25 protein-coding genes are annotated in these 19209 nt (G+C 68.0%); 11 read left to right on the forward strand and 14 right to left on the reverse strand.

Features of this window, described 5'->3' with window-relative positions; genetic code table 11:
* Positions 1 to 1005, forward strand: a 1005-nt coding sequence (locus ACP4J3_RS08200; RefSeq protein WP_426531938.1) for a restriction endonuclease, incomplete at its 5' end; no start/stop codon positions are given.
* Positions 1006 to 1138: 133 nt separating this feature from the next.
* On the opposite strand, the gene ACP4J3_RS08205 is transcribed toward ACP4J3_RS08200, so the two are convergent.
* Positions 1139 to 1885 carry a class E sortase gene (locus ACP4J3_RS08205; RefSeq protein ID WP_426531940.1) on the reverse strand — a complete coding sequence of 249 codons (747 nt, stop codon included), beginning with the start codon at positions 1883 to 1885 and terminating at the stop codon, positions 1139 to 1141.
* Between the two features lie 172 nt (positions 1886 to 2057).
* Here ACP4J3_RS08205 and ACP4J3_RS08210 point away from each other — a divergent pair, with 172 nt between their 5' ends.
* Positions 2058 to 3290 (forward strand): RNA-guided endonuclease InsQ/TnpB family protein, encoded by a 1233-nt coding sequence (locus ACP4J3_RS08210; RefSeq protein ID WP_426531942.1) that lies wholly within the window; start codon positions 2058 to 2060, stop codon positions 3288 to 3290.
* Here ACP4J3_RS08210 and ACP4J3_RS08215 read toward each other — a convergent pair.
* From ACP4J3_RS08215 to ACP4J3_RS08235, 5 genes are read right to left on the reverse strand one after another with little or no spacing between them, the layout of a single operon-like run.
* Positions 3283 to 4479, reverse strand: a complete 1197-nt coding sequence (locus ACP4J3_RS08215) for a class E sortase (protein ID WP_426531944.1) — start codon at positions 4477 to 4479, stop codon at positions 3283 to 3285. The two genes, ACP4J3_RS08210 and ACP4J3_RS08215, sit on opposite strands and share 8 nt — an antisense overlap.
* Positions 4476 to 5114, reverse strand: coding sequence for an aminodeoxychorismate/anthranilate synthase component II (locus ACP4J3_RS08220; protein WP_426531946.1), 639 nt, complete (start codon positions 5112 to 5114; stop codon positions 4476 to 4478). Before ACP4J3_RS08220 ends, ACP4J3_RS08215 begins: the two co-directional genes overlap by 4 nt.
* The gene (locus tag ACP4J3_RS08225; protein WP_426532420.1) at positions 5111 to 5308 is read right to left on the reverse strand and encodes a hypothetical protein; all 198 of its coding nucleotides are present in this window, start codon (positions 5306 to 5308) and stop codon (positions 5111 to 5113) included. The genes ACP4J3_RS08220 and ACP4J3_RS08225 overlap by 4 nt, the downstream gene beginning before the upstream one ends.
* A gap of 17 nt (positions 5309 to 5325) precedes the next feature.
* Positions 5326 to 6033: a class E sortase gene (locus tag ACP4J3_RS08230; RefSeq protein WP_426531948.1), complete on the reverse strand. Its 708-nt coding sequence runs from the start codon at positions 6031 to 6033 to the stop codon at positions 5326 to 5328.
* 19 nt (positions 6034 to 6052) lie between these two features.
* Complete coding sequence (locus ACP4J3_RS08235; RefSeq protein ID WP_426531950.1) at positions 6053 to 6829, reverse strand: DUF881 domain-containing protein; 777 nt, start codon at positions 6827 to 6829, stop codon at positions 6053 to 6055.
* Between the two features lie 141 nt (positions 6830 to 6970).
* Here ACP4J3_RS08235 and crgA point away from each other — a divergent pair, with 141 nt between their 5' ends.
* Positions 6971 to 7225 carry a cell division protein CrgA gene (gene crgA, locus ACP4J3_RS08240; RefSeq protein WP_426531952.1) on the forward strand — a complete coding sequence of 85 codons (255 nt, stop codon included), beginning with the start codon at positions 6971 to 6973 and terminating at the stop codon, positions 7223 to 7225.
* A gap of 314 nt (positions 7226 to 7539) precedes the next feature.
* Here crgA and ACP4J3_RS08245 read toward each other — a convergent pair whose 3' ends face one another.
* Positions 7540 to 8424, reverse strand: coding sequence for a rhomboid family intramembrane serine protease (locus ACP4J3_RS08245; RefSeq protein WP_426531954.1), 885 nt, complete (start codon positions 8422 to 8424; stop codon positions 7540 to 7542).
* Positions 8425 to 8526: 102 nt separating this feature from the next.
* Entirely contained in the window at positions 8527 to 9060 is a 534-nt protein-coding gene (locus ACP4J3_RS08250; protein ID WP_426531956.1) for a peptidylprolyl isomerase, read from the reverse strand.
* Between the two features lie 327 nt (positions 9061 to 9387).
* On the opposite strand from ACP4J3_RS08250, the gene ACP4J3_RS08255 reads away from it, so the two are divergent.
* Positions 9388 to 10101: a DUF5324 family protein gene (locus ACP4J3_RS08255; RefSeq protein WP_426531958.1), complete on the forward strand. Its 714-nt coding sequence runs from the start codon at positions 9388 to 9390 to the stop codon at positions 10099 to 10101.
* Between the two features lie 115 nt (positions 10102 to 10216).
* Here the strand turns inward: ACP4J3_RS08255 and ACP4J3_RS08260 are convergent, their stop codons facing one another.
* Complete coding sequence (locus ACP4J3_RS08260; RefSeq protein WP_426531960.1) at positions 10217 to 10711, reverse strand: FAD-dependent monooxygenase; 495 nt, start codon at positions 10709 to 10711, stop codon at positions 10217 to 10219.
* On the opposite strand from ACP4J3_RS08260, the gene ACP4J3_RS08265 reads away from it, so the two are divergent.
* Both ACP4J3_RS08265 and ACP4J3_RS08270 read left to right on the forward strand, forming a co-directional pair.
* On the forward strand, positions 10702 to 10830 hold the full coding sequence (locus tag ACP4J3_RS08265) for a hypothetical protein (RefSeq protein WP_426531962.1): 129 nt from the start codon (positions 10702 to 10704) through the stop codon (positions 10828 to 10830). The two genes, ACP4J3_RS08260 and ACP4J3_RS08265, sit on opposite strands and share 10 nt — an antisense overlap.
* A 33-nt stretch (positions 10831 to 10863) precedes the next feature.
* Positions 10864 to 11673, forward strand: a complete 810-nt coding sequence (locus tag ACP4J3_RS08270) for a 3-oxoacyl-[acyl-carrier-protein] synthase III C-terminal domain-containing protein (protein WP_426531964.1) — start codon at positions 10864 to 10866, stop codon at positions 11671 to 11673.
* 25 nt (positions 11674 to 11698) lie between these two features.
* On the opposite strand, the gene ACP4J3_RS08275 is transcribed toward ACP4J3_RS08270, so the two are convergent.
* Positions 11699 to 12559, reverse strand: a complete 861-nt coding sequence (locus tag ACP4J3_RS08275) for a helix-turn-helix transcriptional regulator (protein ID WP_426531966.1) — start codon at positions 12557 to 12559, stop codon at positions 11699 to 11701.
* Between the two features lie 127 nt (positions 12560 to 12686).
* The gene (locus tag ACP4J3_RS08280; RefSeq protein WP_426531968.1) at positions 12687 to 14126 is read right to left on the reverse strand and encodes an MFS transporter; all 1440 of its coding nucleotides are present in this window, start codon (positions 14124 to 14126) and stop codon (positions 12687 to 12689) included.
* A gap of 126 nt (positions 14127 to 14252) precedes the next feature.
* Between ACP4J3_RS08280 and ACP4J3_RS08285 the strand changes: the two genes are divergently transcribed.
* Together ACP4J3_RS08285 and ACP4J3_RS08290 are read left to right on the forward strand one after the other, a co-directional pair.
* Positions 14253 to 14525: a hypothetical protein gene (locus tag ACP4J3_RS08285; protein WP_426531970.1), complete on the forward strand. Its 273-nt coding sequence runs from the start codon at positions 14253 to 14255 to the stop codon at positions 14523 to 14525.
* Between the two features lie 384 nt (positions 14526 to 14909).
* Positions 14910 to 15080: a hypothetical protein gene (locus ACP4J3_RS08290; protein WP_426531972.1), complete on the forward strand. Its 171-nt coding sequence runs from the start codon at positions 14910 to 14912 to the stop codon at positions 15078 to 15080.
* A 150-nt stretch (positions 15081 to 15230) separates the two neighbouring features.
* Here the strand turns inward: ACP4J3_RS08290 and ACP4J3_RS08295 are convergent, their stop codons facing one another.
* Positions 15231 to 15608: a winged helix-turn-helix transcriptional regulator gene (locus ACP4J3_RS08295; protein ID WP_426531974.1), complete on the reverse strand. Its 378-nt coding sequence runs from the start codon at positions 15606 to 15608 to the stop codon at positions 15231 to 15233.
* Between the two features lie 51 nt (positions 15609 to 15659).
* Here ACP4J3_RS08295 and ACP4J3_RS08300 point away from each other — a divergent pair, with 51 nt between their 5' ends.
* From ACP4J3_RS08300 to ACP4J3_RS08310, 3 genes are all read left to right on the forward strand, one after another.
* A complete protein-coding gene (locus ACP4J3_RS08300) occupies positions 15660 to 16496 on the forward strand; it encodes an MBL fold metallo-hydrolase (protein WP_426531976.1) in 837 nt (278 codons plus the stop codon).
* Positions 16493 to 17377, forward strand: a complete 885-nt coding sequence (locus ACP4J3_RS08305; RefSeq protein ID WP_426531978.1) for an alpha/beta hydrolase — start codon at positions 16493 to 16495, stop codon at positions 17375 to 17377. The genes ACP4J3_RS08300 and ACP4J3_RS08305 overlap by 4 nt, the downstream gene beginning before the upstream one ends.
* A gap of 299 nt (positions 17378 to 17676) precedes the next feature.
* On the forward strand, positions 17677 to 18117 hold the full coding sequence (locus ACP4J3_RS08310) for a hypothetical protein (RefSeq protein ID WP_426531980.1): 441 nt from the start codon (positions 17677 to 17679) through the stop codon (positions 18115 to 18117).
* A 307-nt stretch (positions 18118 to 18424) separates the two neighbouring features.
* Here ACP4J3_RS08310 and ACP4J3_RS08315 read toward each other — a convergent pair whose 3' ends face one another.
* Positions 18425 to 18925 (reverse strand): hypothetical protein, encoded by a 501-nt coding sequence (locus ACP4J3_RS08315; RefSeq protein ID WP_426531982.1) that lies wholly within the window; start codon positions 18923 to 18925, stop codon positions 18425 to 18427.
* Positions 18922 to 19209, reverse strand: coding sequence for a DUF4333 domain-containing protein (locus ACP4J3_RS08320; RefSeq protein ID WP_426531984.1), 288 nt, complete (start codon positions 19207 to 19209; stop codon positions 18922 to 18924). The genes ACP4J3_RS08315 and ACP4J3_RS08320 overlap by 4 nt, the downstream gene beginning before the upstream one ends.

The raw sequence follows: 19209 nt of genomic DNA on the forward strand, positions 1-19209 counted from the left end.
CCAACGACCGAGATCCGCCAGCCTCATGGTGGTAGGAGCTCACCATGGCTTGATCCACAGCTCTTGACTATTGCTCCCGACGTCCTCGACAGAGTGAAGGCGCTGTCACTGCTGCCGGACGGGATGCATGTGACGACGGCGATGGTGGCAGCGTACTTCGAGGTCGCCGAGACAGTCATCAACAACCTGCTCAATCGCCACCGGCAGGAGCTGGAGTCCAACGGGCTGCGAGTACTTCGTGGCCCTGAGCTGCGAGAATTTAAGGAACTCAACTTGAGTTTCTATCAAAGCGGTTATCCACAGCCCCGCTCCAGCTTGGCCATCTGGTCACGCCGCGCTGTCCTCAACGTCGCCATGCTCCTCCGAGACAGCGATGTCGCTCGTCAGGTACGCACGTACCTCCTCGACATGGAGTATCTGGCGCGCACACAGCCTGTGGAAAGCCCGGCCCCCACTGACGTCGTCTCCCTCGACGACCGCATCGACCAACGCATCACCCACATCCTCGGCAAGACTGTCGTCCCCATGTTCAACGCCCTGATCGAAACGTCTGGCAAGCACCGCAGGGAGCTGATCGCGCTCCGCGCAGGTATCCAGCGCATCGAGCGACGGCTCCATCAGCACCACGCCCGATTGCAGAGGTTCGAAGGGGTGCGAGACGACCGCCCCGCCGCCGGAGTCATGGCTGCCATGAACGGCCACGCGTTCGAGCGTCACATTGCGAAACTCCTGAGCCGTGACAGCTGCACGAACGTCGTCGTACAAGGCGGTCGCGGCGACCGGGACGTCGACATCATCGCGCTCACGGCCGACGGACGGCGCCTCGTCACCCAGTGCAAGAGGTTGGCGCCCTACCTCTCCATCACCAGCCCGGACGTACAGAAGTTCGTCGGGTCGGCGAAGGTTCTGTACGGCGCGGATGTGGCGCTCTACGCGCGCCCCTTCACCCCGGAGGTGCATCGCCGCCGAGACCGGCATCACCGCCGTACGCCGCGGGGTACTTGAGGAGTGGAGCGCGAGCGAGCCGCTCAGGGTCCTGGAGTAGACAAGGCGTGACGCAGAAGGGTCCGAAGCCGCAAGGAATGGTTGCGGCTCCGGACCCAGTTTCGAGAGTGACAGCACGTCACTCTCGGGAAAACTACTGCAGCTCCTCCGGCGGAGTCCGCTCCCCATCCACCTTCTCCACCCGCTCCAGCTCCCCCCACACAATGTACCGGTACCGGCTCGTGTACACCGGCGTGCACGTCGTCAGCGTGATGTAGTGGCCCGCCTTCGTCTTGCCCGACTCCTTCGGGACGGCGGAGAGGACCTTGACGTTGTACTTCGAGGTCTCGGGAAGGACGGCGTAGACCTTGTAGACGTACCACTTGTCCTTCGTCTCGAAGACGATCGGGTCGCCGTTCTTGAGCTTGTGGATGTTGTGGAACTTCGCGCCGTGGCCGTCCCGGTGCGCGGCGAGGGAGAAGTTGCCCTTCTTGCCGGACGTGGGCAGCGCCGACTTGACCGGGTCGGTGTAGTAGCCGGCGACTCCGTCGTTGAGGATCTTCGATGTCGTGCCCTTCTCGACCAGGATCTCGTCCTTGGTCATCGCGGGCACGTGGAGGAAGCCGATGCCGTTCTTGGCGTCGTACTCGGGGGGACGGCCGGTGTCCTCGTCCTGGTGGGCCCAGATGTCACGGACCTTGTCGGCCTGCTTGTCCGCCTCACGGTCGGCGATGACGTTCGTCCACCAGAGCGAGTAGACGACGAACAGGCCCAGCACCAGGCCCGCCGTGATCAGGAGTTCGCCGAAGACGCTGACCGCCGCCGCGATCCGGCCCCTGCCCCGGCGGCGTGCCGGGGGCGCGTTGGTTTCCTCTGGTGCGCCTTCGGTAGTCGCTGCCACGTTCATCGGGGTCCTCCGTGGATGCCCTGGCCTTCTGACCGGGAAGGAAACGTACTCCTGCAGAACAGGGCGGGGAGAGCCGGGTCGCCGCCAGGACGATTCGGCATCCACCACTGATAATCCGCCAGGCGTTCACAAGTTGATATGATAGTTTGTGAGCCATGCCACTCATGTGAAGCGGGCGTTCAAGTACCGCTTCTATCCGACCGACACGCAGGCAGCCGAGCTGTCGCGCACGTTCGGATGCGTGCGGAAGGTCTACAACCTGGCGCTCTCGGCACGTACTGAGGCTTGGGCGGGGCGGCAGGAACGGGTCAACTACAACGCGACGTCGGCGATGCTGACCGCGTGGAAGAAGACTGAGGAACTCGCATTCCTCAACGACGTCTCCTCCGTCCCTCTCCAGCAGTGTCTGAGGCACTTGCAGGCCGCGTTCACCCACTTCTTCGCCAAGCGGGCCAAGTACCCGCGGTTCAAGTCGAAGAAGAGGTCCCGCAAATCGGCCGAGTACACCTCCAGCGCGTTCCGGTTCCGGAACGGTGAGCTGACCCTGGCCAAGATGGCGGAACCGCTGGACATCGTCTGGTCCCGTCCCCTCCCGGAAGGCGCGTCGCCGTCCACGGTGACCGTGTCCCAGGACAGCGCGGGGCGCTGGTACGTGTCCCTGCTGTGCGAGGATCCGTCCGTCAAGCCGCTCCCGGCCACCGGCACGGCGATCGGTGTGGACGCTGGGCTCGACCACCTGTTGACCCTGTCGACCGGAGAGAAGATCACCAATCCCAGGCATGGGCGGCGCGACCGCAACCGCCTGGCCAAGGCCCAGCGGCAGCATGCTCGCAAGACCAAGGGCAGCAACAACCGGGAGAAGGCACGCCAGAACGTCGCCAAGGTCCACGCCCGGATCGCCGATCGAAGGCGTGACCACTTGCATCAGATCACCACTCGGCTCGTTCGTGAGAACCAAACGATCGTGATCGAGGACCTCACCGTTCGGAACCTGCTGAAGAACGGCCACCTCGCCCGTGCCATCTCCGATGCGGCGTGGAGCGAGTTCAGGAGCCTGCTGGAGTACAAAGCCCACTGGTACGGCCGCGAAGTGATCGCGGTCGACCGCTGGTTCCCTTCGTCCAAGCTCTGCTCCACCTGCGGCAGATTGCAGGAAAAGATGCCGCTCAACGTCCGTACATGGACGTGCGACAGCTGTGGCACGACCCACGACCGGGACGTGAACGCAGCGAAGAACCTCTTGGCCGCCGGGCTGGCGGTGTCGGCCTGTGGAGCCGGTGTAAGACCTCAACGGAGCACTCCGGGCGGGCAGTCGGCGATGAAGCAGGAAGCCCTACGGCGCGAGCCGCAGGAATTCCCCTCCCGGAGGAGGGGAAGGAAGTCAACTGCCCTTAACTGACGAGCGCATCCGGCTTGCCCTTGCTGCGCGGCCGTTCCTCGACCATCTTGCCCCAGACGATCATTCGGTACTTACTGGTGAACTCCGGCGTGCACGTGGTGAGTGTGATGTAGCGGCCCGGCCCGGTGAAACCCGACCCCGGCGGAACCGGATCCAGCACGCTCACGTTTTTCGGCGACGTCACCGGGAGAATCGACGCCATCTTGTACACGTAGTACTTGTTCTGCGTCTCCACGACGATCGCATCGCCCTGAGCCAGCCGGTTGATGTAACGGAACGGTTCGCCGTGCGTGTTGCGATGGCCGGCCAGGCCGAAGTTGCCGGTCTTGGCGTCCGGCATCGCCGTCTTCAGCTTGCCCTCGCCGTAGTGGCCGACCATGCCCCGGTCGAGCACCTTCTTGTTGCTGATGCCCTCCGCGATCGGGACGACGACGTCCAGCTTCGGGATGTGCAGGATGGCGAAGCCCTGCCCAGGCTCGAAGGACCCCGGGGCGCGTTTGCCGCTCGCCCAGTCGTCCTGGAGGCTGCTGGCCTCCTTGTTCGCCTGCGCCTGCGCCCGGATGTTCGTCCACCAGAGCTGGTAGCTCACGAACAGCAGCATCAGCACGCCGGTGGTGATGAACACCTCACCGATCGCGCGGCTGGCGACGGTGGCCGGGCTGGGCTTGCGCGCCCGGGCCTGTCTGCGGGCCTCCACGCGGGAGAGCGGGGCTCCGGAGCTCTCCGAGTCCGCCTCGGCGGCCTCCGTCGCCTGACGGGCGCCCCCATGACGTCCGTGACGGCGCTTGGCGGCCTTTCTGCGGGCCGCACGTCCACCCGTCGGGGTGGAAGGGCTTGAAGTGGTGGAGGAGGCGGCAGAAGGCGATATGGACTCGCCGGAGGGTGGCGGCGGATCGGGGATCCGCAGGGCTACGGTCTCGTCGTCCACGGGGGGTATGTACGGCTCCGCATACGGCCCCTGGGAGGCCGCGGACGCCGCTTCATACGGCTCCTGGGCGTCGGCGGACGCCGCTTCCCCATAGCCCTGAGTGACGTAACTCTCCCCGCCGTACCACTCCCCAAGCGCACCGGGCTCCTCGTACGGCTGCTGCCCGTACGAGGTCGGCCGGTCGCCGGCGTCGCCGTAGGAGTCGGCGAACGACTCCCCGTACGCGGCGCCGGACTCGCGCTCAGGGCGCAGGGCGGTCACGCCGTGGCCCTGCCCACCACCGGGGCGAGCCCCGCCGACCTCGCCACCGCGCCCTGGTCGCCGCACTCCACCAGCCAGTTGGCCAGCATCCGGTGCCCGTGCTCGGTGAGCACCGACTCGGGGTGGAACTGCACCCCTTCGACCAGGAGTTCACGGTGGCGCAGGCCCATGATGATGCCGTCGTGCGTGCGCGCGGTGACCTCCAAGTCGGCCGGCACCGTCTCCGGTTCGGCGGCGAGGGAGTGGTAGCGGGTCGCCGTGAAGGGCGAGGGCAGGCCCGCGAAGACGCCCTTGCTCTCGTGCTCGACCAGCGAGGTCTTGCCGTGCAGCAGCTCCGGCGCCCGGTCCACGACACCGCCGTACGCCACCTGCATGGACTGCATGCCGAGGCAGACGCCGAAGACCGGCACCCGGGTCAAGGCGCAGTGCCGGACCATGTCCACGCACACGCCCGCCTCCTCGGGCGTCCCCGGGCCCGGCGACAGCAGCACGCCGTCGAAGCCGTCCTGGGCGTGCGCCGTCGAGACCTCGTCGTTGCGCAGCACCTCGCACTCGGCGCCCAGCTGATACAGGTACTGGACCAGGTTGAAGACGAAGCTGTCGTAGTTGTCCACGACCAGAATGCGCGCGCTCACTGGTTGTCCACCGTCACATCGTTGAAGGGCAGCAGCGGTTCGGCCCACGGAAAGACGTAGTTGAACAGGACATAGACGACGGCCATGACGAGCATGAGTGAGAGCAGCGCCTTCACCCACACGTTCCCCGGCAGATGCCGCCAGATCCAGCCGTACATGCCGTCCCTTCCGTCGCACCACGGCACCAGACTCACGCCGTACAGCCAACAGACTAACGGCGCAACGCCTCCGGTTTCCCGGCCTCCACAGGCTGGGTGGAGTCCAGATGGGCCCACACGATCAGCCGATGACTGTGCCCCCACTCCGGATCGCACGTGGTCAGCGTCAGATAGCGGCCCTCACGCTTGTACCCCGACTTACGAGGCACAGGGTCAATCACCTCAATGTCCGTGGGCAGTGTTTTGTAGGGCCCTTTGTCGATCCGATACGTGAACCAGGTCGTGCCGTCGGTCAGCACCACCGCGTCACCGGGGCGCAGCCTGGGGAAATCCTTGAAGGGATCACCGTACGTGCGCCGATGGCCGGCGACCGAGAAGTTCCCCTTCTGACCGAGCTGGGCGGTGTCCGCGTAGTGGCCGAGGCCCTTCTTCAGGGTCTTGGTGGCGGTGCCTTCGAGCACCGGCTTGTTCCACGTGAAACCAAGACGCGGGATGTACATGATCGCGAAGGGCTTGTCCGTCTCGTACGGCCCCGGTTTCGGCGGACCGGCGGCCGCCCCCGGGCTCGCCTCCCCGCCGGGCACTCCGTCCGGCGGGCGTATCGCCCCGTGCGCCCACCGCTCCTGTAACTGATCGATCTGGTCGTCCATGACGTTGTCGGCCTTCACGCCGGTCCAGAACAGTACATAGAGGACGAAAAGGACGATCACCGTACCGACGGTGATGCACAGCTCACTGACGGACCTGACGACGACACGCACCGGCCGCTCCACAGAGGGCTCACTCCACGGGCTTGGCGTACTGCAGATCCACTGTGCCCGAGTAACCCGGCAGAGTCACCGTCCCGTCCTCGGTGACTTTCCAGCCGAGCCCGTAGACATTGACGTAGACCATGTAGTTCTGGATCGCCCGCGAGGCCGCGAGCGCCTTCTGCATCCTCTCCGGATCACCGACAGCCGTGATCTTGTACGGCGGTGAGTAGACCCGGCCCTGGAGGATCAGGGTGTTGCCCACGCAGCGCACGGCACTGGTGGAGATCAGCCGCTGGTCCATGACCTTGATGCCCTTGGCGCCGCTCTGCCACAGCGCGTTCACCACAGCCTGGAGGTCCTGCTGGTGGATGACCAGATAGTCCGGCTCCGGCTCGGGATAGCCCGGGAGCTTGGCGGTGGCGTCCGGCGGGGCGTCGTTGAGCGTGACCGTGATCGCCTCACCGGTCAGCTTCTGGGTCCCCGCCCTCTGCTCCAGCGCCGCCAGCTTGTCGTCCTCGGCCTCGGTGCTGCCGTTGTCCCGCTCCGCGAGCGCCTCCACGTCGCCACGCAGGGCGGCATTGGACTCATCCAGCTCACCGTTCTCATGGCTGCGCTCATGGATCAGGTCCGAAAGCTTCAGCAGTGAGGTGTCCGAGCGGATATTGGTGCCCTTGGCCGTGTTGAAGCTGGTGAAGAAAATGAGCCCCGCGAGAGCGAAGACAGCCGCGGTCAGCACCCGCACCGGCCGGAAACGGCTGCGGACGGGACTGGATCCCGTCCGGGGAGAGTCGGCAGAATTGCTCAACGTACCCTTATCTCCTTCGGCGCCGCGGAAGCACTACGCTAACGGACGCCCGGGGGAGCCATAGAGTCCCCTTGTACGCTGCCCCGGAGCCAGCCACAGTTCCCTGCGCGGCCACGCAGCGCATCGACAGGAGAGACCCTCGTGCCGAAGTCACGTATCCGCAAGAAGGCCGACTACACGCCGCCGCCGTCGAAGCAGGCGGCCACCATCAAGCTGAACAGCCGCGCCTGGGTCGCGCCCGTGATGCTGGCCATGTTCGTCCTCGGCCTGGCCTGGATCGTCGTCTTCTATGTGACCGACGGTTCGCTGCCCATCGACGCGCTGGGCAACTGGAACATCGTGGTGGGCTTCGGCTTCATCGCGGCCGGATTCGGCGTCTCCACGCAGTGGAAGTAGCGGCCGAACCGCCGGCCACCGCGCGGTGAACACAGCTCTGCCCAGGGCTATCCGCTGAGTTATCCACAGCCTTGCAGCAATTTCCACAAGCTGACTGGGGAAAAGACGACGATCTGTGGATAACCCATCGAGCGTTGACGCCGGTATGACTGCCACACCGGCGACCCGGCGCCCGCTCGAATGCCTGTACGCCCCCTGTCTGACCTGCGGAAACACCGGTCAGCCACAGGGGGCGTAGCCATTACCACACAGTGCGCACAAGATCCGCCACACGCTGTGGACAACAGTGCCGCTCACGTGGATAACCGCTCGGCTCAGGTGAGCTGGAGCGTCCTCAGCACGGTCGTCAGCACGACCGCGGCCAGGACCAGCGCACATGTGCCGTACTGGACCAGCGCACGGCGCTCACGCGGGGCGTGGACCATGGCGTAGCCGATGACGAGGCCGGCGACCAGGCCGCCGATATGGGCCTGCCAGGCGATGTTGCTCCAACTGAAGGTGATGATGAGGTTGATCACCAGCAGGGCGATGATCGGCCGCATGTCGTACTGGAGCCGGCGCATGAGGACGGCGGTGGCGCCGAACAGGCCGAAGATGGCACCGGAGGCGCCGAGGGAGGCGGTCGTGGGGGCGGCCAGCAGATAGGTGAGGGCGCTGCCGGCGAGGCCTGAGCAGAAGTAGAGCGCGAGGTAGCGGGCCCGGCCGAGGGCGGCTTCGAGGGGGCCGCCGAGCCACCAGAGGCTGAGCATGTTGAAGGCGATGTGCCAGATGGCCTCGTGGGCGAACATCGAGGTCACCAGCCGCCACCATTCGCCGTCGGCGACGCCCTGGGTGGGCTGGAAGGGGGCGGGCGGCCAGGCGCCGATGAGGAAGAGGTCGTTCACCAGCGAGGTGCTGGTCTGGACGGCGATGAAGACCGCGACATTGATCCCGATGAGGATCTTGGTGAGCAGTCGCGGGTCGGCGGTGATGGTGCCGCCGGCGATGGTGCGGGGCTGGGAGGCGCTCGGGGCGTGTCCGGTGCCGGAGCCGCCGCGGACGCAGTCGGGGCACTGGAAGCCCACGGAGGCGCTGACCATGCATTGTGGGCAGATGGGCCGCTCGCAGCGGGTGCAGCGGATGCCGGTCTCGCGGTCCGGGTGGCGGTAGCAGACGGGCAGGCTCTGCGCGTCCTGCGGGCTGCCTGCCGGCTGGTCCATGAGATCCCCTAGGTCGTCGTACGCGACGCACGTCCGCATGCATCGCCCCGCTCATCCTTACGGACGAGCGGGGCGATTGGTTCCCTGTGGGAGGTGTCGGACTCAGCCTTCGCGGGTCTCGACGACGACCGACTCGATGACGACGTCCTTGAGCGGACGGTCGGTGCGCGGGTTGGTCTGGGTGGTCGCGATGCCGTCGATGACCTTCTGGCTGGCCCCGTCGATGACCTCACCGAAGATGGTGTGCTTGCGGTTCAGCCAGGTCGTGGGGGCGACCGTGATGAAGAACTGCGAGCCGTTGGTGCCGGGGCCGGCGTTGGCCATGGCCAGCAGGTACGGCTTGTCGAAGGACAGGTCCGGGTGGAATTCGTCCTGGAACTGGTACCCGGGACCGCCGGTGCCGTTGCCCAGCGGGTCACCGCCCTGGATCATGAAGCCGCTGATGACCCGGTGGAAGACCGTGCCGTCGTAGAGCTTGGCCGTGGACTTCTCTCCGGTGGCGGGGTTCGTCCACTCACGCTCGCCCTGGGCGAGCTCGACGAAGTTCTTGACCGTGATCGGCGCGTGGTTCGGGAGGAGCCGGACCTCGATGTCGCCGTGGTTGGTCTTCAGGGTGGCGTAAAGCTGCTCAGCCACGATCTGCCTTCCGTTGTCTTCCTGTGACCCCCCGATCCTCGCATGGACGAGGGGATCCGTCGCCCGGCACTCGTTCACAGGTACACAACCGGGGCGCTTCGCTCGCATAAAAGTGGTCGAGTGGGTACGTGGCGGGAGCGCGGGACGGCGAACCGTGGCATTGTCGACGACAAGCCACAGTTGCACCGCATTGGTCCGTTATTGGGTTTGATCAAGTTCATCGGCACCCATATGCCCGCCCTCACGTGCCGGGGAGCGTTCCGGCAGGCATGATCCGTAAAAGGGTGGAAAGTCGAATTACCGTACGCCACCGAGGAGGAGGATCCCGTGACCCGCATTGACAGCGTGCGCGCCGCGACCGGCTCGGCGAAGGACAGCGTGCTGCACGCCGCGGAAGTGGTGGCGCCCTACGCCGACACCGCCAAGGACAGGGCCGCGCAGTATGCGCACGAGGCACGCGTACGGCTCACGCCGAAGGTGTCGCACGCCACCGAGCAGGCCCGCGCCCAGGCCCGTCTTCAGTACGGCGTACATGTGGCGCCGCGACTGGAACAGGCTCGTTCGCATGTGCCGCCGAAGGTCGACCTGGCCGCGCAGGAGGCCGCGGTCCGTACCCGCAAGGCGGCCCGGCAGGCCGCCGACTACTCCCGGCCGAGGATCGAGCAGGCAGTGGCCGCGGCCGGGCCCATGAGGGACGAGGCCGCCGCGCGTGGTGTCGCGGCGCTGGCCGCGCTGCGTGGACATGTCTCGCCGAAGGAGATCGAGAAGCTGGTCCGCAGGCATGAGCGGCGCGCCAGGGCCGGTCGTGCCGTGAAGGTGCTGGCGGTGCTCGGCGCTCTGGCGGGCGGTGCTTTCGCCGCGTGGAAGTGGTGGGACAAGCAGGCCAACCCGGACTGGCTGGTCGAGCCGCCGGCCGCGACGGAGGTACCCGAGTCGGGCCACCTCACTTCGGTGGACGGCAGTGGCCGGTCGGAGCTGGATCCGGAGGTCCAGGCGAAGGAGGCCGAGGAGGAGGCCGCGCGGCGCGACGAGGGTCAGTGAGGTGAGACCTGCGTCGGCCGGGTATCGAACTGTGTCGTGGGGCGGGAGACTTGAGGGTCTTCCGCCCCACGGCGATGTTTCACGTGGAACATCGCCGTGAACGAGTGCGGGGCCGTCATCGGGGTGCGTGTGGACCTCGGTCGACTGGCCCGGGTTCATCAGTCCGTAGGCGCAGTTCATGGCTCCGGGTACGAGTTCGCTCAGCCGCCGTCCCTTCGGTTTCGCGACCATGGCAATTCACTTCGTCTCCTGCGCTGGAGGCCGCGTGGCCTTCGACTGCGGCCTCCAGCGGAGCGCTACCGCCCCGTTCCCGCCAGTTGGGGGTCTGCTGGACCAGGGCACGTCCGAGCCGCCGCTCCAGGTCGACCATGACGCGGCCGTACGGCGCGCGGTCGGCGTCGTACGCGGCCAGGGCCTGTGGCCGGGTGGCCGTTGACGTCAGGGCCGGTTCCAGGACCGTGGCGTCCTGCAGCGCCTTGACGGCGCCCGCGCCGGTGTGCGGACGGGCGACGGTGGCCGCGTCGCCCATGAGCAGGGCTCGGCCCACCGCGTATCGGGATGCCGTGAAGTCGTAGATGGGCTGCGGGAACAGCTCGTCGTGTGCCGTCACTCGCCGAGGGCCCGCCCGGCTACCGCCCGCACGTCGTCCTGCGCGGCCCGGCCACCCTCCCCCTGCGCACCAGTGCGATCCTCGACCGCGCCACGCCTTGGGGAGCTGTCTCCTCGTGAGCGGCCGAATGGGCGGCAGGGCGTCACCGGCGTATGCGGACACCGACCGCCGACGCCGGCCTCAGCGGCGCGCAGTCGGCACGCACGGCCGGCGACCCGATCCAGGAGCGGTTCTACGGCCCCACCGAGCGGGGCGTGCCCATGGCGCAGGTCGCCCTGGCCTGGCTGCTGCGCCGGCCGGCCATCACCGCCCGTCGTCGGCGCGACGAAGCCGCATCACCTCAAGGATGCGGTGGCCGCCCTGGAACTGGAGCTCGACGAGACCGAAACGGCCCGGCTGCAGGCGCCCTATGTGCCGCGGACCGGCTCAGCGAGCTCGTCGAGTACGGCACCGGCTACATCGAACTGTTCAACTTCGCGGACGGTGCGGCGGCCGTACTGCTCACCGCCGACCCCTCGGCCACCCGGTACGAGGTGCTGGGCGGGGCCCACCACACCGACCCGCAGTGGGTGGACTCCTACTACGGCGAGTTCAAGAACGGCGAGATCAAGGTCGAGCGGGGCGAGAAGCTGGACGGCCTCGGCGATGCCTTCCTGGACAACTTCACGACCCTGACGCACCAGGTCCTCGCCGGCATCGGCGCCGACGTGCCCGACGTGGCGTACTTCCTCGTCACGCACGGCAACCAGGACACCCACCGCAAGTACCTCGCCGCGCTCGGGGTGGACGCCTCCCGCAGCGTCTTCCAGTACGAGCGCGACGGTCACCTGGGCGGCGCCGACCCGTTTTCGGCCCTTGAGGAACTGGAGCAGGAGGAACGCGTCGGCTCCGGCGGCCTCGTGATCGTTGCGACGGCCGGCTCGGGCTTCACCTGGGGCGTCACGGCGCTGCGGCGGACCTGACGGCCTGCCCGGTCGTTCTCACAGGTCAGTGCTGGTGTACCGAGTTCAGGTCCACCGTCAGCAGCTGGAGCGCCGCCTCGTGCGGGGAGTCGGGTTCCGCGTGGTAGAACTTCAGGATGTTGCCGTCCTGAAGGTCCGCCGACTGGTACATCAACTCCAGCTCGCCGACGACCGGATGGTCGAAGAGCTTGGTGCCCTCGATGCAGTTGGACACCCGCTGGCGGCACCACAGCTCGGCGAACTCCTCGCTCTGGATGGTGAGTTCACCGATCAGCTCGGCCAGCTGCGGATCGTGCCGGTGGCTTCCGGAGATGAACCGCAGATACGTCACGTTCGACTCCGACTCGGTGGCCCAGTCCGTGTAGAGCGCGCGGACCTCGTCGTCGAGGAAGTTCATCTTGATGATGTTCGGCCGCTGCTCGGCGTGCTCGGGGGCCTCGAAGCCGAGGTGCGGCGCGAACAGCCGGTGGTACAGGGAGTTCCAGCTGAGGATGTCGCAGCGGTAGTTCAGCACGGCCGCCGCCACGTTCCCGAGCGAGGCGACCAGCATCCTCGTGTACGGGCTGACCTGGTCGATGCGCGGCGCCGGCTCCTGCGGGTTCTGCACCGGCGTACCGATCTTGAGCAGGTAGTCCCGTTCGTCGGAGCTCAGTTGCAGGGCGCGGGCGATGGAGAGCAGGACCTGCGGCGAGGCGTGCGCCGTCTGCGACTGCTCCAGCCTCGTGTAGTAGGTCTGGCTCACCCCCGCGAGCGCGGCCACCTCCTCGCGCCGCAGCCCCGGAACCCGCCGGGAGCCGCTGGATCGCAGTCCCATCTGCTCGGGCCGGACGCGCTCGCGCATCTGACGCAGATAGCTGCCGAGATCCGTGTTCACGATGTGCTCCACCGTTTCGATTATGAGGTGCCCTACAGGATCGGCAATGCCGCCCGGAGCGGCGTGACGTATGCCATGGCGGCCGGGAAGGCGGGACGGGGGAGAGCCGCCTTCCCGGCCGCGGGCCGCTGCCCGGGCCTCAGCCCGGCAGGGCCGTCCTGCGGCGCAGTGCCACCCACAGCAGCAGGCCGACCACGACCTGGCAGCCGCCGGCGACGCCGATCGCCGTGTGAATGCCGCTCAGTTCCTCCGCGGCGGTCACCGTGCCGTGGCCGATGACGGCCGCGAACACCGCGCTGATCAGCGGGATGCCGATGGCGATGCCGACCTGCTGGCTCTGCGTGGCCATGCCGGTCGCCATGCCCTGCATGTCGGAGCCGACGGAGGAGGTGGCGATGACCATGAAGGACAGCGCCGCGGTCATGGAGAAGAAGGCGTTCACGAACTGGGTGGCGATCAGCGGGATCAACCAGCGCGAGTCGGAGGTCGCCCAGAGCATGGGCAGCATGAACGCGCCTTGGAGGAACAGGGAGAGCCCGAGCAGGGTGCGCGGCTGGACACGCTGGAGGATACGGGGGCCGACCGTGCCGGCGATGATCTGACCCACGCCGATGCCGAGCAGCACCAGGCCGGCGACAAGGGACGACAGACCGAGCACGTCCTGGACGTAGAGGCCGGTGAAGAAGATCAGCGCGGTCTCGCCGCCGAAGATGAACAGGGCGGCCAGGTTGCCGAACGCGAGGTCGGGCTTCTTCAGCACCCGCATGGGCACCAAGGCGTCGGTGGTGCGGCTCTCCACGGCCCAGAAGAGGCCCAGCAGGACGGCGGCGGCGATCAGGGACACGCCGGCGACGAGATCGAAGCCCTCCTCGCCGACCCGGGTGACGCCGTAGATCCCGGAGAACAGGCCGAGGGTGATGAGCAGGGCGCCGGGCAGGTCGATGCGGGTGCGCTGTTCGGCCCGGCTCTCGTCGACGACCAGCGGCACGACGAGGATGGCCGCGATGGCCACGGGGATGTTGATGAAGAACGCCCAGCGCCAGGAGAAGACGTCCGTCAGGAAGCCGCCGAGGATGGCGCCGACGCTGAAGCCGGAGCTCATCATCACGCTGTTCAGGCCGAGCGCGCGGGTGCGCAGGGTCGGCTCGGTGAAGGCGGTGGTGAGCAGGGCGAGCGCGGCGGGGGTGACGGCGGCCGTCGACAGGCCCTGGAGAGTACGGGCGATCAGCAGGGTCGTGGCGGACTCGGCGACACCGCCGACGAGGGAGGAGACGGCGAGGACGGCCATTCCGACGGTGAAGATGCGTCGGCGTCCCACGTAGTCGCCCACGCGCCCGAAGGCCAGGGTGCATCCGGCGGCGCACAGGGCGAACGTGGTGGTGATCCACTGGAGGTTGCCGGTGGAGAAGCCGAGGGCGGTTCCCACCTCGGGCAGCGCGACGTTCAGGACGGAGAAGTCGGCGGCCATCATGAACTGCGAGGCCAGGAGCACCACCAGGGCGGCGACCTGGCGTCCGGTCATCCGGACGGGCGTTGACTGAGCGGCGGCGGCGCTCGTGGTGGTATCAGCGGTGGTCATGCCCAAAGCCTCCGGCGCCCGGCCCGCGCCAGCCAGATCCCCCTTGACGGCAGCACTGCGGAGACTGTCACTGGCAGTGCCACCTTCGGGGGGCAGCGGGCGACCGCCTCCGGCGCGCTCTTCTCGTTGCGTTGCGTTGGTGGCGTCCTGGGCCGACAGCCTTGCGGGGCAGGCCGGTTCACCACGGCGAACCGGGAGTCGTTCGCCGCGGCCGAGGATCTCGTCGCACACCTGCCCTCCCCGACCGCGGGCGCTGTACTGAACGCGGCCCGGCAGGCGCACGACAGCGGCTTCACCACCATGGCGGTGATCGCGACGGCCGACCTGATCGTCACCGCGGTCAATGCAGCCGTCCTGCTACGCCCCCGTACGGCGGGGGACCACGTCGCCGGGGACTGACGGGGTGCGCCGACCAGGCAGACGGCTCGGCGACCGAGAGGGCTCGCCTGCATTTCCCAGCTCCGGCAACCGCCTCGTCGCCACGGGCCGCTGCTGCTGGATCTGTCCGCCATCGTCTCGCGTTTTTCGGAGAGAGACTCCGAAGCCCAGGGGAGCTGGCGTGCTCCCCCGCCCGCACAGGCCCTGCGGCCTGTACCCGGGTCGGTCCGCACTCAGCAGGTCCTAGGGGATCCGCAGGGGATGACCAGCCGCCTGAAACCCCGCGATCACGCACGGGCTCCCCGTCGTGATCCACCTCCTCGACGGCCTCCTGGCCGAGGAGCTGGGGCGGATGCGTGCGTTCCAGCCCGTCGTGACGGATCGTCCGGCCAGGTCGACTACACCGTGCCGCACACCAGCCGTACCGATCTGGACCGCGGCACGTGTGACGGCACCCGGGACCTGCTGGTCGATCGGGTTGCGGTCCACGAGAGCCTGCTGGTGCTGGGCCGGACCGACGAGGGGAACGAGGTCACCGCGCTTACCGCGGGCTCCGGATCCAAGCCCGCCTCCTGACCACCGGGAACACGCGGTCATGGCGTCTTTCGGACCGTCCGGGCCGTCCGGACGGCCCGGATCGTCCGGACCGCCGTCTTCCACCGTGCGTGTACCTGTGCGGTCGCCGACCTGGCCAGGGATCGGTATCTGCTGCCCGTGCGGCACGGTTCATGCCGGTGGCTCGGGGCGCGTGCGGTGGGTGGTGGCCCAGTCGCAGATCGCGGCCAGGGGCTCCCGGAGGGTCTTGCCGAGTTCTGTGAGGGCGTACTCCACGTGCGCGGGCGGGTCCGGCTTGAGGACGCGTCGCTCCACCAGTCCGTCCTCGGCCATGCCGCGCAGCGTCTCGGTGAGCATCTTCTGGGTGATGCCCGGCAGCCGGCGGCGCAGCTCGGCGTGGCGCTGCGGGCCGGCGAGCAGCGCGTAGACCAGCAGGACGCGCCACTTGCTGCCGAGTCGCTCCAGTGCCTGCCGTGTCGCGCAAGCGGGTTCGAGTACGTCGGGGATGACCAGCGCCATGACGATCACGGTTCCTTCCGTGGAGGGCACTTCCAAGTGCCTTCTGTTCCAGCGGCGTTGCGCGCCCCTAGCGTCGGGCTCATGACCGATTTTGCCATTCATACCTTTACCGCCGACGAATCCGGGATCTTCGCCAACGCCTATCTGCTGCAGACCCCGCACGGCGTGGTACTGATCGACGCCGGGCTGCGGGTGTCCGACGGCCGCGCCATCGCCGAGCGCGCCGCCGCGCTGAGCGGCCCGGTCCTCGCGGCCTTCGTCACCCATGCCCACCCCGACCATTTCAACGGGCTGCCGTACGCGGTCGGCGACGACGTACCGGTGTACGCGAGCGTGTCGGTGGCCAAGACCATTGCGGAGATCGCCGAACCCAAGCGGGAGCAGTGGCGGCCGGTGTACGGCGACGAGTGGCCGGACCGCCACCGGATACCGGAGCGGACCCTGGGCGACGGAGCCAGCGTGGAGCTGGACGGGCTGCGGATCACCCTGCACGAGCTGGGCGTGGGGGAGAGTCACGCCGACTCCTACCTGCTGGTCGAGGCCGGCACCGAGAGGGCGGCCTTCATCGGCGATCTCGCCTTCGGCGACCTGATGCATCCCTACACCGCGGACGGCCATACCGGCGCGTGGCTGGCGCTGTTGGACCGGCTGGAGCAGGAGCTGGCCGCGGTGCGGCTCCACCCCGGGCACGGCGCCCCCGGCGACATCGGGCTGCTGTCCGCCCAGCGCCGGTATCTGCTGGCGTTCCGCCAGGCGGTGCTCCGCATCGCCGACGGCCGCCCTTCGTTGACGGATGCTCAGAAGGCCGAGCTGACCGGTCTGATGGAGGCGTTCTTGCCGCAGGCCTCGCTGCCCTGGATGGTGGGGCTCGGCTCTGACGCGGTCGCCCGGGAGCTGGCCGAAGGGGCGGGAAAATGACGGTGGTGGAGCGGATCACCCTCACCGCGGACGGACCGGGCGACGGGCTGGCACTGGCCGGGCATCTGCGGCTGCCCGACGGGCCGGGGCCGTTCCCGGCAGTGGCGCTGACCGGTCCGTTCACCGGGGTGAAGGAGCAGGTCACCGGAGCCTACGCGGAACGGCTCACGCAGGCCGGGTTCGTCACTCTCGCCTTTGACCACCGCGGCTTCGGTGCGAGCCAGGGCAGGCGCGGCCACGAGGACAGCCAGGGCAAACTGGCGGATCTGCGGGCCGCCGTCGCCGCGCTGGCCGCCCGTGCGGAGGTGGCCGAGGACCGTATCGGCCTGGTCGGCATCTGCCTGGGCGGCGGCTATGCGATGAGGGCGGCGGCCACGGACCCCAGGGTGCGGGCGGTGGCCGGGATCGCCGGGGCCTACAACAGCCCGGCACGGTTCGCGCAGGGGATGGGCATCGACAGCTACCGCACCGCCCTGGCCTCGTTCCTGGACCGCTACGACGACTCGCTTCCCGCGGTCGCCCCCGACGGCGCCGAGGCGGCGATGGCCGGCGAGGAGCCGTACGCGTACTACGGCACCGAACGCGGCGCCGCACCGTCCTGGGCCAACGAGGTCACCCGGGGTTCGCTGCACTCGCTGATGACCTTCGACGCGTTGGGCGCCGCGGATCTGCTGGGCGCCACGCCTCTGCTGATCGTGCACGGTGAGACGGACGACTACTGCTCGCCGGACCTTGCCCGCGCGATGTACGAACGCGCCACCGGGCAGAAGGAGATCCGGTGGCTCGGCTGCAAGCAGCACATCGACCTGTACGACGCGGAGCCTCATGTAGCGCAGGCCGTACAGGCGACCGCGGCCTTCCTCCATCGCCACCTGGGCTGAGCACGCCCGCGGGCGGGACATCCTCGCGGGGTGTGGCTCCTTTGGAGGGGCACCCACCGTTCCTTGTGGGGCAAACGACCGGCACACTCAGCGAGCGGGTCGGGCTACTTTGCTCGTCGTACGGGGCTGACACCGGCCATGGCGGGAGCACATGGCCTCACATTCACTTTGGGTGTGGCTCCTCCTTCGGGGGGACACCGTGACCTGGTGCCTCGCAGGTGGCCTCCAAAGGAGCCGCACCCACCCGGGTTGGCCGAGACACGGCCATCTGCGCACGCAAACTATGGAGGCTCGACATCGTGAAGAACCTGCTGAGATCGTTCCTCATGATCCCGGCGCTCATTGTGGGGTTGTCGGCCGGGCTGGTCGGGAACGCAGGGCCAGCGGCGGCATCGTCGGTCTATCTGGCGACGAACGGTGGCGTGACGTACAGCTTCGCGCAAAGCGTTCACAGTCCCGCGTTCAGCAACTCTACCGGCGGCTACATGAAGATTTACCTGCAGCGGTCATGCGCGACCTCGACCGGGTCGTTCTTCGTCCGGCTGCAAAAGCGCGTGAATGGCAGTTGGGTCGTGCAAACTGGCACCTCGCGCATCTGGTGCAGCACCAGCCGCAGCTACCTCACCCGCACCTGGTCATATCAGCCGTCGGGGACGTATCGGATCGAGTTCTACAGGCTGACCGGGACCAGCCAGAAGCGCATCCACTACTGGGGCGTATACCGGTCGGACACTCCATGATGCGCCTGGCCGTCATACGCCACGTCGAAGAGGTCAGCCGGCAGGCCCCGAAGACATCCCCGAATGCGACCCACGTCGAGGTGGCCGGGAAGATCGTCTATCTCCAAGCGGTATGAGAAGCAGCTGCCCGGCCACCGGGTGCAGATCGACGTGAAGTCCATCGAACCGCCGGCCCCGATGCCCCAGGTGCGCCGCGGCGGCCGCAACAAGTACTTCCAGTTCCTAGGTCGAGGTCATCGCAGAAGACCGCCTCGGCACAGTCGCCCTCCACCGATCCCCATGCGGCCGCCGCAGCACCGAACCGCCCTCATGAACAGGACCTGTCGAAACCTTGGTGGCCGACCATCCGCAGTCTCCGTCGCCGCCTCACGAGCATGAGGAAGAACACCGCGAGTAGCGGTAGAACCAGGGCCAGGACAACTCCTTTGATGACCGGCGCGCGCCAGTTGTAGTCGGCGGTGTAGGCGGCCGGGCGGGTGGCTTCGTCGTCCAGGTGTACGTCATCAATGCTGGTCGGCATGGGGTCGCCGTAGTGGACTGTCACGGCGTCGTTGAGTTTCACGTCCTCGGCGGTGACTGTGCCGTCGGCGCTGGTGAACGTTCCCACCCACGTGCAGGAGTCTTCGCACTCTCTGTCGGTGGGGGTGAAGGTGCCTACCGGGCCCTCGGACAGAGCCCGCCGCCCACCAAGACCGTCGGCGATGAGGCTCAGGCCGCCTAGGCAGACCACGGCCAGTGAAAACAAGGCCAGTGTCCAGACGAGTATCTTCTTGCCGGTGCTCAGCGGCTTCCGAGAAGTTCTGTTCACTGGACGCCGCCGGCGGTGAGCTCGCAGCGGATCGTGGCGCCGGCCCGAGCCGGGAGGTGCACAGGGCAGGTGACGTTGTCGGGACGCTTGCCGATGTTCGCGGCGAGCTTGTTGGAGATCGTCCGCGCGCCTTGGACCTTGTTGACATACCAGCCCACGCTGACGCCTGTGTTCCCGGGTGCCGTGGGGGCGTCAGCCGTCGGCGTCCGCCCAGCCGTCGGCTGCTCCTCGGCCGGGCTCTCCTCGACGGTGGCCGCGATCCTGCTACGCCCCGCGCACTGCAT

Source organism: Streptomyces sp. UG1 (genome assembly GCF_049974585.1).
Classification (GTDB): domain Bacteria; phylum Actinomycetota; class Actinomycetes; order Streptomycetales; family Streptomycetaceae; genus Streptomyces.